The organism is Pseudomonas sp. CP4 (assembly GCF_047758505.1).
GTDB classification, from domain to species: Bacteria; Pseudomonadota; Gammaproteobacteria; order Pseudomonadales; family Pseudomonadaceae; genus Aquipseudomonas; species Aquipseudomonas fluorescens_AO.
Genome location: NZ_CP180489.1, coordinates 2,239,950 through 2,255,598, shown reverse-complemented (window position 1 = coordinate 2,255,598; position 15,649 = coordinate 2,239,950). Strand labels below are relative to the sequence as shown.

The 15,649-nt window shown below is 59.7% G+C and carries 9 protein-coding genes; 8 read left to right on the top strand and 1 reads right to left on the bottom strand.

Features of this window, described 5'->3' with window-relative positions:
* Nucleotides 1-413 precede the first annotated feature (413 nt).
* The 4 genes from ACMYUN_RS10100 (at nt 414) to ACMYUN_RS10085 (ending at nt 9,913) form a co-directional block, all read left to right on the top strand.
* On the top strand, nt 414-2,207 hold the full coding sequence (locus tag ACMYUN_RS10100) for a DUF1302 domain-containing protein (RefSeq protein WP_129999908.1): 1,794 nt from the start codon (nt 414-416) through the stop codon (nt 2,205-2,207).
* 23 nt (nt 2,208-2,230) lie between these two features.
* On the top strand, nt 2,231-3,598 hold the full coding sequence (locus tag ACMYUN_RS10095; protein WP_415763617.1) for a DUF1329 domain-containing protein: 1,368 nt from the start codon (nt 2,231-2,233) through the stop codon (nt 3,596-3,598).
* A gap of 138 nt (nt 3,599-3,736) precedes the next feature.
* Nucleotides 3,737-6,292: a LuxR C-terminal-related transcriptional regulator gene (locus tag ACMYUN_RS10090; protein WP_415763616.1), complete on the top strand. Its 2,556-nt coding sequence runs from the start codon at nt 3,737-3,739 to the stop codon at nt 6,290-6,292.
* Nucleotides 6,293-6,451: 159 nt separating this feature from the next.
* Entirely contained in the window at nt 6,452-9,913 is a 3,462-nt protein-coding gene (locus ACMYUN_RS10085) for a dermonecrotic toxin domain-containing protein (protein ID WP_415763615.1), read from the top strand.
* 27 nt (nt 9,914-9,940) lie between these two features.
* On the opposite strand, the gene ACMYUN_RS10080 is transcribed toward ACMYUN_RS10085, so the two are convergent.
* Nucleotides 9,941-10,720 (bottom strand): IclR family transcriptional regulator, encoded by a 780-nt coding sequence (locus ACMYUN_RS10080; protein WP_415763614.1) that lies wholly within the window; start codon nt 10,718-10,720, stop codon nt 9,941-9,943.
* 163 nt (nt 10,721-10,883) lie between these two features.
* Between ACMYUN_RS10080 and hmgA the strand changes: the two genes are divergently transcribed.
* From hmgA to ACMYUN_RS10060, 4 genes are all read left to right on the top strand, one after another.
* Entirely contained in the window at nt 10,884-12,188 is a 1,305-nt protein-coding gene (hmgA, locus tag ACMYUN_RS10075; RefSeq protein WP_415763613.1) for a homogentisate 1,2-dioxygenase, read from the top strand.
* A 3-nt stretch (nt 12,189-12,191) separates the two neighbouring features.
* Nucleotides 12,192-13,496 carry a fumarylacetoacetase gene (gene fahA, locus ACMYUN_RS10070; protein ID WP_415763612.1) on the top strand — a complete coding sequence of 435 codons (1,305 nt, stop codon included), beginning with the start codon at nt 12,192-12,194 and terminating at the stop codon, nt 13,494-13,496.
* 12 nt (nt 13,497-13,508) lie between these two features.
* Nucleotides 13,509-14,147 (top strand): maleylacetoacetate isomerase, encoded by a 639-nt coding sequence (gene maiA, locus ACMYUN_RS10065; protein ID WP_415763611.1) that lies wholly within the window; start codon nt 13,509-13,511, stop codon nt 14,145-14,147.
* A gap of 124 nt (nt 14,148-14,271) precedes the next feature.
* The gene (locus ACMYUN_RS10060) at nt 14,272-15,642 is read left to right on the top strand and encodes an aromatic acid/H+ symport family MFS transporter (protein ID WP_310409035.1); all 1,371 of its coding nucleotides are present in this window, start codon (nt 14,272-14,274) and stop codon (nt 15,640-15,642) included.
* Nucleotides 15,643-15,649 lie beyond the last annotated feature (7 nt).

Sequence of the window (15,649 nt, the reverse complement as noted above, 5' to 3'; positions counted from 1 at the left end):
CAGCGGCCAAGGTAAGACGTTGGATCAAGGAGCTACAAATCAACGTCAGTGAACAGCGGGGCGATAAATCGAAGATCGATTCATCCGAAATCGGTAGCCAATCGCTTGCGCTTTCAGCGTAGCGGGCTTCGTGTTTTCCAGCGTGTGCCGGGAAAGCGCGCTCAGGATAAGGGCTTGCGCCTGTAGGAAAAATACCGATTCCAGACATGCACTGTTACGGGGCGCGCAACAGTAGCGTGGGCATGCATGGCACTGATGATGTGCCATCCAGCCAGTCCATGAACGACTCCAGGCCCCGCCGTACATGGCCATTCATCCTTTCGAGCGACAACGCAAATACCTCCTTGGTGCGCTTATCGACCGCTTCACCCGGCAGTAGGGTGGGGCCTTCTGTCACTCACCGGGGAAGACGCATGACAAAAACAACAATGCGCGCCATCTTCACACCGCAGGCGCTGGCCGCTGCGGTGGCTCTGGGTTGCTGCGCCCAGGCGCACGCGGTCGCCTTCAACATCGGCGAAATCGAAGGCACCTTCGACTCGTCACTTTCGGTCGGCGCGAGCTGGGGCCTGCGCGATGCCGACAATTCGCTGGTCGGCACGGTCAATGGCGGCAGCGGACAATCGTCCACCGGTGATGACGGGCGCCTGAATTTCAAGAAGGGCGAAACCTTCTCGAAGATCTTCAAGGGCATCCACGACCTCGAATTGAAGTACGGCGACACCGGCGTGTTCGTGCGGGGCAAATACTGGTACGACTTCGAACTCAAGGACGAAGACCGCGAGTTCAAACAGATCAGCGACAGCGGCCGCAAGGAGGGCGCCAAGTCTTCCGGCGCGCAGATCCTCGATGCCTTCGTCTATCACAACTACGCCATCGCCGATCTGCCGGGCACCGTGCGGGCCGGCAAGCAGGTGGTGAGCTGGGGCGAAAGTACCTTCATCGGCAACTCGATCAACAGCATCAACCCGGTCGACGTCTCGGCATTCCGCCGTCCCGGTGCCGAGATCAAGGAAGGCCTGATTCCGGTAAACATGCTGTTTGGTTCGCAGAGCCTGACCGACAAACTTTCGGTTGAAGGTTTCTACCAACTGGAGTGGGACCAGACCGTTCTCGACAACTGCGGCACCTTCTTTGGCGTCGACGTGGCAGCGGACGGCTGCAACAACGGTTACACGGTCGGCAGTCCGGCGGTGGCGCCGCTGGTGCCGCTGACCACCGCGTTTGGCCAAGGCATTCAGGTCACCCGCGAAGGCGTTGTCATTCCCCGTGGCGGTGATCGTGATGCGCGGGATTCCGGGCAGTGGGGCACGGCGCTGCGCTGGCTCGGCGAAGACACCGAATACGGCCTCTACTTCATGAACTACCACAGCCGTACGCCGACGGTCGGCACCACCACGGCGGGGCTGTCGACGCTGGCGGCGTTGCCAGGTCTGGTCGGCATTGCCAACGGCCTTGCGCCTGGCAGCGGCGCGGGGCTGGCGCAAAGTGTGATGCTCGGGCGCGGTCAGTATTACCTCGAATACCCGGAAGACATTCGCCTGTACGGCGCGAGTTTCTCCACCACTCTGCCCACCGGCACCGCGTGGACCGGCGAGATCAGCTATCGGCCGAACGCACCGGTGCAGGTCAACACCAACGATCTGACCCTGGCATTGGTCAACCCGATTGCCGGCGGTACCGCATCGCCACTTGCGACTTCGCCGGGTGCCGACAACAAAGGCTACCGGCGCAAGGAAGTCACCCAGATCCAGAGCACCCTCACGCACTTCTTCGATCAGGTGCTGGGCGCCGAACGCTTGACCGTGGTCGGCGAAGCGGCGGTGGTGCATGTCGGTGGTCTGGAGTCACGCAGTGAGCTGCGTTATGGCCGAGATTCGGTGTACGGCCAGTACGGATTCGGCGGCGACACCGACGGCTTCGTCACCTCGACTTCGTGGGGCTATCGCGCCCGGGCGATTCTCGATTACGCCAACGTCATCGGCGGGATCAACCTCAAGCCCAACCTGTCGTGGTCGCACGACGTTGCCGGTTACGGCCCCAACGGTCTGTTCAACGAAGGTGCGAAAGCCATCAGCTTCGGCGTCGATGCCGACTACCGCAACACCTACACCGCGAGCCTGAGTTACACCGACTTTTTCGGTGGTGACTACAACGTCCTCGAAGACCGTGACTTCGTGGCCCTGAGCTTCGGCGTGAACTTCTGATCTGCCCGAGAAGGATGACTGCAATGCGCAAAACGATTCTGCAATGTGGCGTGCTGGCCTTGAGTCTGCTGGCGGCCAAGGTGATGGCGGCGGTGTCGCCGGATGAAGCGAACAAACTCGGCACCAGCCTGACCCCGCTCGGTGCCGAGAAGGCCGGCAATGCTGACGGTTCGATTCCGGCCTGGACCGGCGGTATCCCGAAAAACGCCGGCGCGGTAGACAGCAAAGGCTTCCTCGCCGACCCGTTTGCCAACGAAAAACCGCTGTTCACCATCACTGCCGTCAACGTCGAGCAGTACAAGAGCAAGCTGTCCGATGGCCAGGTGGCGATGTTCAAACGCTACCCGGAAACCTACAAAATCCCGGTCTACCCGACCCACCGCACTGTGGGTGCGCCGGCGGACATCTACGAGTCGGCCAAGCGCAGCGCGCTGAACGTCAACGCGATCAATGACGGCAACGGCCTGGCCAATTTCACCGGCAATCGCTACTACGCGTTCCCGATTCCGAAGAATGGCGTCGAGGTGCTGTGGAACCACATCACCCGTTATCACGGCGGCAACCTGCGGCGGATCATCACCCAAGTCACGCCGCAGACCAACGGCAGCTATACGCCGATCCGTTTCGAAGAAGAGATCGCCGTGCCGCAACTGATGAAGGACATCGATCCGGAAAAAGCCGCCAACGTGCTGACCTTCTTCAAGCAATCGGTGACTGCCCCGGCGCGGTTGGCCGGTAACGTACTGCTGGTGCACGAAACTCTCGATCAGGTGAAGGAACCGCGTCTGGCGTGGATCTACAACGCCGGTCAACGCCGCGTACGTCGGGCGCCGCAAGTGGCCTATGACGGCCCGGGTACAGCGGCTGACGGCCTGCGCACTTCCGACAACTTCGACATGTTCTCCGGCGCGCCGGATCGCTACGACTGGAAACTGGTCGGCAAGAAGGAAATGTACATTCCCTACAACAGCTACAAACTCGACTCGCCGAAGCTCAAGTACGACGACATCGTCAAGGCCGGGCACATCAATCAGGACCTGACCCGTTACGAACTGCACCGCGTCTGGGAAGTGATCGGCACGGTGAAACCGAACGAGCGGCACATCTACGCCAAGCGCCACATGTACATCGACGAAGACAGCTGGCAAGTGGCACTGGCCGATCACTACGACGGTCGCGGGCAACTGTGGCGCGTCGCCGAAGGCCACGCTCAGTATTACTACGATCACCAGGCTCAGGCCTACACGCTGGAAGCGCTCTACGACATCATTGCCGGCCGTTACATTGCTCTGGGCATGAAGAACGAAGAGAAGCACAGCTTCGAATTCGGCTTCGAAGCAAAGGCTGCCGATTACACGCCATCGGCCCTGCGCGCCGAAGGCGTACGCTGACGATTGGCCGCCACCGCTGGACAAAAGGCGACCACACGGTCGCCTTTTTTATGGTCATCAATCAGCGTGCTGAATACTCGTCAACAAGGGCGCGGGAGAGGGCTAGGGTGAGCGCACAACGATAAGAAGGCTCACCCGATGACCGCCATGACCGCGTGCCTGGATCGACCCGGATTTCTGCCCAGGCTTTCTTCACATCATCAGCCTCGCAATCGCCTGAGCGAACCGTTGCTGGCATCAAGCGCGCGGGTCAGGCTGTTATGTGCCCCCGCAGGCAGCGGCAAAACCGCACTGCTGACCGAATGCCTTCTGCAGGTGCGCTCAGATTGCGAGGCCATTTGGCTGCCGCTGGCAGGAGCAGCGTTCAGCCCCGAGGAATTCTGCCTGCGTCTGACGCGGGCGCTCGGACTGGTCGAAGGTCTCGAAATACCGCAACTGATGACGGAGCTGGCGCATTGGTCAAGGCCGACTTCGCTGTTTATCGACGACTACTGTCGTCAGCCAAATCCGCCTCTGGATGCTCTGCTGGATCGCTTGCTGGCGGTCAGCAGCCCGATGCTCACATGGTGGCTCAGCACTCGCCGCCGGCCGCAGTGCAACTGGCCGCGGCTGTTGCTCGATGACGAACTCTACGAGTCCGAGCCCGCCAGTCTGGCGCTGACTCACGATGAGGTTGTATCGGTGTTGCGCCATTTGCCGCCAGATCAGGCGGACCGTGTCGCCGCTCGTATCCTTGAGCGTACCGGCGGCTGGTGCGCAGGCGCGCGCATGGCGATTTTGCAAAAGTGCGACTGGTCGCAGAACCCGCAGCCGCAGCAGCGGGTCGACACGTTGCTCGACTATCTGCAGCACGAACTCTTCAACCACCTGACGCCGGAGCAGGACGAGGCGTGGCGTGTTCTGGCTCACCTGCCACGGTTCAACGCGCCGTTATGCGAGCACTTGTTCGGCCCCGGCGAAGGCGCGCAATTGCTGCACGATCTGCAGGTGCTGGGCTGTTTTATCGAGCCATGGCAGGACTCCGCTGACTGGCTACAGGTCTTCCGCCCGCTGTCGCGAATCATGCAAGCGTCGCTTTGGCCGTGCGCGCGTTCCTGGCACCGGCGCGCCTGTCAGTGGTTTACCGCGACGCAGGATTGGCGAGCAGCGTTCGAGCAAGCGTTATTGGCCGAGGAATACGAAACCGCCGTAAGCCTGTTGCAGCATCTGAGCTTTGAGGACTTGTTCGAAGACCAGACCGTCGTCCTGCTGTTGCGCTTGCATGAGCAACAGAGTCAGGAGCTGACCTTGATGACTGCGCAGTTGATCGGGCTGGTCACCGGGGCTTTGTTGTTCGCCGGCCGATTCGAACAGGCCGGGGAATGCCTGGCCCATCTTGCGCGCTTCATGCCGCAGCCGACAGCGCATCTGCAACAGCAGTTGCTGGCGCGTTGGCAAGCGCAACAGGGCTGGCTCAGTCATCTGCAAGGGCAGATGGAGCCGGCGCGCGCCTGCTTTCAGGAGGCGCTGGCGGCGCTGGCGGATGATGCCTGGCAGGCCCGTTTGATGTGTCTGTCGGGGCTGACCCAGCAGGCGTTACTGTGCGGTGAGCTGGATCAGGCCCATGCCCTGAACCGCGAAGCGCTGTGCCTGGCGCGTGCTCACGGCTCATTGCTGTTCGAAGGGTTGCTTGAGCTTGACCACGCGCAATGGCTCGAGCAGCGCGGGGCGCCCCTGCGTGCAGAGAATCTGCTGGTGGACATCGAGCACCTGCTGCGCCAGCGCATCATGGTGCCCACGCCGCTGCTCGGCCGGATTGCCCTGCGCCGCGGACGGCTGGCGCTGTGCATGGGCCTTGAGGTGCAGGCCGCGGACCTGTTCAGCCGCGGCCTTGAGGATTGCTCGCGCAGTGCTGACAAACGGGTCTTGTATGGCTACCTGGGGCAGGCGCAACTGGCCGGTAATCGCGGCGATTATGCCTGCGCTTTCGAACGCCTGCGCGAAGCGGAGAGGGTCATGCAACAGCGGCAGATTCCCGATACGGTTTATCGCGGCGTCGTGCTGCAGGTCAGTAGCCAGTTCTGGTTGCAGCAGGGCCGGCCGCAACTGGTGCAGGAGGCGCTGGGCCGGCTGTTACGGCATTACTGTGGACCTTCTGCGCTGCAGGCGCCTCCCGCGACGTTTGAGCTGATTATCCGCATTGAATACCTGCTCGCCTGCGCGCATGCACAATTGAATCGATCCGAAAATTGTCTGCCAACGATTGAGCGATTATTACGTCACGCCCATGCCAAAGGCATGCTGACGGCGGAAACGGAGTTACTGCTGGCCTGCGCCGAGTTGGCCGAATCGAGCGGTGACACGGCAGCGGCACAGCAAGCTTTCCAGCGCGCCGGGATGCTGGTGGAGCGCTGCCGGTTACAGCAGGCCCTGCGGGAATGGGAATTGCGCCGAGGCAATGCCGGCCAAATGTCCGGGGCGCAAGTTCCGCCTTTGCATTCCGAGCCGGGCGACCCTGCGCCGGGGCTGAGTCGGCGTGAACGCGAAGTGCTGATGCTTATTGCTCAAGGCGCTTCGAATCAGCAAGTTGCCGAGAAGCTCTTTATTTCATTACATACCGTCAAGACTCACGCAAGGCGTATCAATGGCAAGTTGGGTGTGGAGCGTAGAACCCAGGCTGTGGCGAAAGCCAAGGTAATGGGACTAATTGTTTAGTGGGCTGTGAAAGATTAATTAAAGTTAGTTTGTTTCCTTTCGTTGTGCATGTTTTGTAAATTGTTGGGCCTTTTGGTCGGTGGAAAAAGAATTTACCTTGCCGGCTATCTGCAGTGGCTGCAATCGCAGCTCTGGATAGTTATAAAACAAGGACAAGTTGTGAGTAAATTGTTTAAAAGCCTGATGCGCCATTCGCTCGGAGAGCAAGTTACATGGGCTGAAGAGTGGGAAAAGGCAAGTCAGGCAAAATCCAGACTTTTTGCAATCATCGATGCAATGCCGACCGTGGCAGATACAGTGCGGAATTTGCTTGAGAGTGAGTTGGCACGGCTGCGCAAGAATATTGATATCGATAAGGTGTACATCAACACAGACCCTGTTTTTCCGGCTGATGAAAATCGACCGTCGGGCACGCTTTGGGAAGTGACTCTTTATTGCCTGGATAACAATGTCAGCCCGCTCTACATTGACGGCAGCGATGGAGTTTTCCTTCTCCCGGATACGTTTGGCGAGCAGTTCAAGGTCGAAACCCTCGATACGCTGATTGTCGAAGATCTAATTGCGGCAGTGTCTGCCGGACTGCCAACAGCGCTGCGCAGCGACATCGGAAAGTTCTGGGCGGCTTCGGTGCAATCCGCTCGTCCCGACGCTGAGTCGTCGTCCAACAAGCAGGCATTCATCGAGGCCTACGCGTCGGTCACGAGTGCAGAGCTTTCGCTATCGGTCATGGCCAATAATTTTGACGCCAGTCTGGGTGAGAGATTCGCTTATCTTCTCGACGGCATGGGCCGCGGGACATTTGAAGTCAACCTCCAGCCTGTGCCGGATTATCTCCAGTCGTTGCAGCCCTGCTTCGTTCTTGACAATGCCGAGCGTCCGGAAGCGGAAATGCCGCTGGTCAATGAGTCAACCAGCTATCTCCTGCATACGCCGGAAAACGGCTTTGAGCTATTTGAGAAAAACAGCGAATTGCACGAACATCTGCAAGGCCGACTCTCTGTGCCCGGCGACCAGATCCGATATCTGAAAGCCGGTCAGAGCGCTCATCGGTTCTGCGCAGAGGCACATCTCAAGGGCCAGCTTGACAGCGTGTCGGCATTGGTCGATGGCCGTGAGCAACTGGATACTACGCTGACCTCTGCGCTGCAGGAAAACCAGCAAATGCATGTCCTGCGCTATGGCATAAATACCCGCTTCTTCCTGCTTTGGCGCGCGTTGAAACGTACCGAATGGCCAAACTGGCTGGTGGCCGCCAGCAGTGACGTCCAAGAGCGATATACCGAACTCGAGGACTCCAGGGATCAATACCAGGCTGATTATTCAACTGCGTTCGATGCATGCTTTTCGTTCAAAGACTATGTTTTGCGTACCTTCGCTGGATGGGCCGGGCGGGTCCTCGGCGAACAGCTGGATCCAGAGGCGATCAGCGTCCATAGCTCTTACACTCTGCGCATTGCCGGTCGCACTATTGAGCAGGAAGATACCCGGACTCTGACAGAGTTTATTGTGTTCGGCCTGCATGACAATGATCACAAAGCCACCCTCACTATTACCGGCGCGCCCAATGGAAGCCGGTTCACGGCCGAAGCACTTGAGCAGTGGCTGGCGCACCGCAACGTTCGGTTAGAATATGCACAGGACCTCGCTTCAACACCTTCTGTCGACTATCAGGAGGCCTATCGTAACTATCTGTTCAGCCAGATGGAGTTTGCGGTTTTTGTTGCCCGGCACTCTGGGCGGCTGGATTCCACCGATGCGGAAATTATCGAGCGGGTCATGGCCAGTGATTCCTCGGTGACTATCCAGGGATTGAAAATCAGATTACATGGACCTGCGTTGAAAGATGTCCTGATGATCTCGGTCGGAGGATACGCACCGTCGCTGATGTTCATCAAAACCCCTGCAGGTGATTTCGAACTGCACAAGTTTTCCAATATTTACGCGGCGAACCGCTGGTTGGAGACGGCGCTGACCTCAAATCGTGAATACGCGGCGTTGTTGATCCACCCAGACTACCTGAACGGTGCGGGTGTTTTGCGCGTCAATGCTCTCTCACAGCTGGAATATAGCTATACGCTGGATGGTCAACCGGTTGACCTGCATCTGGACTCTGAAGCCCCGTTGGCAGACTACGTGAATGTCGCCTACCGCGCTGAAGTGGCGCTGCATAAAGCCATTGCACCGGCAGCTTATCGGGCGATTGGTTTCGAAGGCCGCAAGCGCTACGCCGGTTTGACCACCGAGCTCAAGGCGCTGTCCACAGTGGATGCGCGGGACAACGGATTCCCGACGTTCGAGCAATTCACCTATGACGCCGTTAAAGCACAAATAGAAGAAATCCTGCGTTCTCGCGGGACTGACGTTGCGGTCAATCCCGACCATATTATTGTGCAGACCGAAGATTATCGTAAGAGTGTGACCGACGTCTTGCTCGAGGGGCTCGCCTTTGAAGCGGTGCATCCGGCTTACGAAACAAAATTCAGCCCAAAATACTATCTGGTGAATGGGCATCCCAATATTGAAAAACTGGATATCCGCGACCTTTCTTCGCTGTCGAAAACATTCCGCCCCGGTGACCGATATGCCGCAATGCTGAAGGAACAGTATCTGGACAAGGCTCACCCGGATTACGCATTCAAACGTGCGGTGCACGCTCGAAAAATTCGTTGTGAAATGAACTGCAACGCGTTTTCCGACTTTTTTAACGGCAGATTGTCGTCTGAGACTTTTGCAGCGGTGCAGCGCGTCATTGATAGTCTGAAGGAAAGTGGTGGATATCAGTCGATCGTTAATGACAACTTTGAGGGTGATGAGGGACTTTACAAGTTAAACGTTGGTAAGCTGGGTTTGGCAGCAACCTGGGACCGCACGGTGGGTGGCGTTTATATATTTCGTCTGAAACTGCTATCCGGTTTCCATGATTTGCTCTACACGCCTGACGCGCCGGATCTTGTCAGCTTCCGGCCGATCGCAGAGTTCATTCCTTCGATTCGTTTCCGATATGGTCCGTTCAGAGAGTATTACAGTGGGCGGATAATGCTGGTTGACAAGCAGGTGGTTGAAAGTTATTTCGATGACCTGGTTGCCACCCTTGATACCAGACCGGTCCTCCGCACGCAAAATCGCGCAAAGCTTCCTGATCTGTTTACTTTCCATGACGAGCGTGTACGCCGAGTACTCAGTGACATAGACGAACGCACCACCAGTCTCAATGAAGTAATCGCCAGCCTGATTTATGACAACCTGTTGAAGGCCGCAAACATTGTCAGCCTCGTGGTGCCACCGATAGGTACGGTGGTCGTCGCCGTTCAAATGATGAAGAGCATCTACGATGCATCACAGTCGCACCGACGCGGGGATTATTCCGCTGCGCTGGGACATGTACGCGATGTATTGACCGGATTGCTGACATTAGGCAAGGCTGCGGCGGCGGGCGCACCCGCAAAACAACTTACCCGGGTGCAGCGCTCGTTTCTCGACATGTTTGAAGACGCTCGGACGGTCGCCGAACTCGTTACGTATTACACCGGCCATGAAGACCCCCAGGATGAGCTGATCGGCTTCTTCAAGTCACTGATGGAAGATGCTGGCACCGCATTGAGCAAGACCACAGTGCGCTGAGCCGTTTCGAGTGCTCATAGTCCGGACCTATCCTTCATAACCCATCCGCCAACTCACGGCCCGCGTCGCAGCCAACAACCGCTGCGCCGCCGGGCCGTTTTCGTCGGCGTGGAACAGCGAGGTCGGGCCGACGATGGTCAGTACCGCGGCGATCTGCCCGACCGCGTTGAACACTGGCGCAGAAAGCGCATCCACACCCGGCATCAACAAACCGTGCACATGATGCAGACCGCGTTCGCGGATCTGTTCGCACAGCGCTGCATAGGCTGTTTCGTCCTTGAGCGGATGCTCGTCGACTGCGATTTCCTGTTCGCGCAATTCATCGGTTTCCCGGTGTGGCAGGTAAGCGCTGAACACCAGCCCGGTGGACGAACTGAGCAGCGGCAGCACCGAACCCAATTGCGTCACCACCGTCACCGCGCGCACCGCCGGTTCGATATGCACCACGGTTGCGCCCTGATTGCCCCACACCGCGAGGAAGCAGGTTTCGTTGAGTTCGTCGCGCAACTCGGAAAGCGGCAGGGCGGCGACCTTCAGCACGTCCATGCTGTTGAGTGCGGCCAGGCCCACCCGCAGCGCTTCGCGACCGAGGCCGTAATGGTTGGTGGCGGCGTTCTGTTCGGCAAATCCCGAAGCAATCAACGCTTGCAGATAGCGATGCACCTTGCTCGCCGGCATCTGCACGTGTTCGGCCAGACGCGACAGCGAAGTCGATGGCGACAACTCGGCCAAGGCCTTGAGGATGTCAGTGCCGACCTCGGCGGAGCGGACTTTCTGTTTGCCGTTGCTGTCGCTGGTTTTTTCCATGGGGCTGGCGGTTCCGGTTCGAATGGGCGTCTTTATAGCTTGACGCTGGATAGCGAGCAAATTACGTTATGCGTAATCAGATTACGATAATAACAACCCCGGCGTGCCGAGACCTCTGAGCCAGAGCGATGGGCCATTGCCGACTCCCTGTTCAGGAGGCTCCATGAACCTCGATTCAACCGCTCAGGCTTTGGCGTATCAGTCCGGGTTCGGCAACGAATTCAGCTCTGAAGCGTTGCCCGGCGCGCTGCCCGTTGGCCAGAATTCCCCGCAAAAAGCCCCGTACGGCCTCTACACCGAATTGTTCTCCGGCACCGCGTTCACCGTGCCGCGCAGCGAAGCGCGACGCACCTGGATGTACCGGATTCAGCCATCGGCCAATCACCCGGCGTTCGTCAAACTGGAACGGCAACTGGCGGGCGGGCCCTTGGGTGAAGTAACGCCCAATCGCCTGCGCTGGAATCCACTGGAGCTGCCGACCGAACCGACGGATTTCATCGATGGCCTGGTCAGCATGGCCGCCAACGCCGGGGCTGAGAAACCGTCCGGCATCAGCATCTACAACTACACAGCCAACCGTTCGATGGAGCGTGTGTTCTTCAACGCCGACGGTGAAATGCTGCTGGTGCCGCAACTCGGCCGACTGCGCATCGCCACCGAACTGGGCGTGCTTGAAGTGGCACCGCTGGAAATCGTCGTGCTGCCGCGCGGTCTGAAATTCCGCGTTGAACTGCTCGATCCGCAGGCGCGCGGTTACCTCGCCGAGAACCATGGCGCGCCGCTGCGCTTGCCGGATCTGGGGCCGATCGGCAGCAATGGTCTGGCCAATCCCCGGGATTTCCTTACCCCGGTCGCCGCGTACGAAAACCTCCAGCAACCGACCACTCTGGTGCAGAAATTCCTTGGCCAGTTGTGGGCCACCGAACTCAATCACTCACCGCTGAATGTCGTCGCCTGGCACGGCAACAACGTGCCGTACAAATACGACCTGCGCCGTTTCAACACCATCGGCACGGTGAGTTTCGATCACCCCGATCCGTCGATCTTCACCGTGCTGACCTCGCCGACCAGCGTGCACGGTCTGGCCAACCTCGATTTCGTGATCTTCCCGCCGCGCTGGATGGTCGCCGAAAACACCTTCCGGCCACCTTGGTTCCACCGCAACCTGATGAACGAATTCATGGGCCTGATCCAGGGCGAATACGACGCCAAGGCCGAAGGCTTCGTGCCCGGTGGCGCTTCGCTGCACAGCTGCATGAGCGCCCACGGTCCGGACGGCGAGACCTGCACCAAAGCGATCAATGCCGAACTGAAACCCACGAAAATCGACAACACCATGGCCTTCATGTTCGAGACCAGCCAGGTGCTGCGCCCAAGCCGTTTCGCCCTCGACTGCCCACAATTGCAATCCAGTTACGACGGCTGCTGGGCGACACTGCCCGCTACGTTCGACCCGACCCGGAGATAACTCATGACACACAATTCCATTACTCGCAGCTGGGTCGCTTCGGCCAACGGTCACAGTGATTTCCCCTTGCAGAACCTGCCGCTGGGCGTGTTCAGCCTGAACAGTTCGACGCCTCGCGCAGGCGTGGCGATCGGCGAGCACATCTTCGATTTGCAAGTCGCGCTTGAGGCCGGTCTGTTCGACGGCGTTGCACGCAGTGCCGTGGAAGCCATGCACGGCGGGCAATTGAACGCGTTCTTCGCACTCGGCCGTGAAGCGCGGGTGGCCCTGCGCGCACGGCTGATCGAACTGTTCAGTGAAGGCAGCACCCTGCGCGGCAGCATCGAAGCGCAAGGTGCGACAGTGCTGCCACTGGCTGCCGATTGCCAGATGCACCTGCCGGCGCGAATCAGCGATTACACCGACTTCTACGTCGGCATCGAGCATGCGCAGAACGTCGGCAAATTGTTCCGTCCGGATAACCCGCTGCTACCGAACTACAAGCACGTGCCGATCGGTTACCACGGCCGCGCATCCACGGTGCGAGCCTCCGGCACCGACGTGCGCCGGCCGAAAGGCCAGACGCTGCCGGCCGGCCAGACCGAACCGGTATTCGGCCCCTGCGCGCGTCTGGATTACGAACTGGAGCTGGGTATCTGGATCGGCCCGGGCAACGAGATGGGCGAGCCGATTGCCATCGCTGACGCTGCCGAGCACATCGCCGGGTTCTGCCTGCTCAACGACTGGTCGGCACGGGATATCCAGGCTTGGGAATACCAGCCGCTCGGGCCGTTTCTGTCGAAAAGTTTCATCACCAGCGTCTCGCCGTGGGTGGTGACGGGCGAAGCGCTCGAGCCATTCCGCACGGCGCAACCTGCGCGCCCCGAAGGTGATCCGCAGCCGCTGCCGTATCTGCTCGACAAGCGTGATCAGGACGGCGGCGCCTTCGATATCGAGTTGGAAGTGCTGCTGCGCACCGAAGCCATGCGCGAGCAGAACCTGCCGGCCCATCGCCTGACCCTGAGCAACACCCGCTACATGTACTGGACCGTGGCGCAAATGGTCGCGCACCACAGCGTCAACGGCTGCCAGTTGCAGGCCGGTGACCTGTTCGGTTCGGGCACTTTGTCCGGCCCGGAAAACGGCCAGTTTGGGAGCTTGCTGGAGATCACTGAGGGCGGTAAGAAACCGATCGAACTGGCTTCCGGCGAAGTGCGCAAGTTCCTCGAGGACGGTGACGAAATCATCCTGCGCGCCCGCTGTGCCCGCGAAGGGTTTGCTTCGATCGGCTTCGGCGAATGTCGCGGCACCGTGATCGCTGCACGCTGACGGGAGCGGCTCATGGATCTCTTTACCTATTACCGTTCCACCTCGTCGTACCGGGTGCGCATTGCGCTGGCATTGAAAGGGCTCGATTACCAGGCGCTGCCGATCAACCTGATCGCACCGTCGGGTGGTGAACATCGGCAAGCGGCGTATCTGGCGCTCAATCCGCAGGGTCGGGTGCCGGCCTTGCGCACCGATGATGGCGCGCTGCTGATTCAGTCGCCGGCGATCATCGAGTATCTGGAGGAACGTTATCCACAGGTGCCGTTGCTGCCGGATGATCTTGTCGCGCGTGCGCAGGTGCGAGCTGTCGCGGCGGTGATCGGCTGCGATGTGCATCCGCTGCACAACGTCAGCGTGCTCAATCGCCTGCGCCAGTCGGGGCAGGATGAGGCGCAGGTGGTGGAGTGGATCAGCCACTGGATCAGCCAAGGTCTGGCGACGGTGGAGCAGTTGATCGGCGACAGCGGTTTCTGTTTTGGCGAATGGCCGTGTGTGGCGGATGTGTATCTGATTGCGCAGTTGTATGCGGCAGAGCGGTTCAACGTCAGCCTGGAGGCATATCCGAAGATCTGCCGTGTGGCTGCGTTGGCGGCTGAACATCCGGCGTTTATCAAGGCGCATCCTGCCAACCAGCCAGACACCCCTAAATGATCGTTCCCACGCTCTGCGTGGGAATGCATCTCGTGACGCTCTGCGTCACATTGGACGCAGAGCGTCCGGGACGGCATTCCCACGCGGAGCGTGGGAACGATCAAACAAAAACAGGTACCTTGCGATGCATAACCAGATTGCCAGCTTCCGCGCGGCGCTCGACGCCCGGCCTGTGTCCCGCTATCAGTGGGTGCTTCTGATCCTGCTGGCGTTGTTGCTGGTCACCGATGGCTATGACGCCCAGGTGCTCGGTTATGTGGTGCCCGCGCTGGCTCAGGACTGGGGTCTGGAAAAGTCTGCGTTCGGCCCGGTGTTCAGCGCCAACCTGCTCGGCCTCACCCTCGGGTCTCTCGCGGTTACGCCACTGGCTGACCGTTTCGGTGTGCGGCGGATTCTGCTCGGCTGCGTGCTGATCTACGCCACGCTGACGGTGCTGATGGTGTTCGCCGATTCGCTCAACACGCTGATGATCGCGCGATTCATCTGCGGCATCGGCATGGGCGGCGCAATGCCCAGCGCGATGGCCTTGATGTCGGAATATTCGCCACCGCGTCTGCGCACCTTGATGGTGACGCTGGCGGCCTGTGGGTTCTCGTTCGGTGGGGCGGCGGGCGGTTTTGTCGCGGCCGGTTTTATCGATCAGTTCGGTTGGCAGGCAGTGTTCCTCGCGGGCGGCGTGACGCCATTGCTGCTGTTTCCTATTCTGTGGTGGAAGCTGCCGGAGTCGCTGCCGCGTTTGCTGCGTGATGCACCGCCGTATGCACGGCTGCGCAAGGTCACCGCGCGGATGTTGCCGGACTGGCAGCCACCGCTCGCCAGTGTCGAGCAGAATGAGCGCGAACTGGGCAGCAAACTGACCGTGGTCGAGTTGTTTCGCAACGGCTATGCGCGGCCGACCCTGCTGATCTGGGCGACGTTTTTTGTCAGCCTGATTCTGTTGTATTTCATGATCAGCTGGCTGCCCACACTGCTGCTGGAAAGCGGTTTGAAACTCAACGAAGCCAACCTGGTGACGTCGATGTTCCTGTTCGCCGGGACCCTGGGCGCGATTTGCATGGCCTGGTTCGCCGACCGGTTGCAACGCAAGGTGCGCCTGTTGTCCGGCGTACTGGCAGGGGCGGCGCTGTGCACGATTCTGCTCGGGCTCAACCACGACGATCCGCGTTTTCTGGTGGCCTGTGTGTTTGCCGCCGGGTTCTGCATCATTGGCGGGCAACTGACGCTAAATGCCTTTGCCAGCAATTTCTACCCGGCTCATGTGCGCGCCACCGGTACCGGTTGGGCATTGGGCGTAGGCCGATTCGGTTCGATCCTCGGGCCGCTGTTCGGCAGTCTGCTGCTGGCGATGCACATTCCGGTGGAGCAGATTTTCTTCTTCTGCGCGATCCCGGCGGTGATTGCCGCGCTGCTGATCATTCAGGTGCGCTCGCCGACTGATGCCTCCCGAGCCACCGTGGGAGCGAGCCTGCTCGCGAAGAACGATAACGTGGTTTGACCGGAGA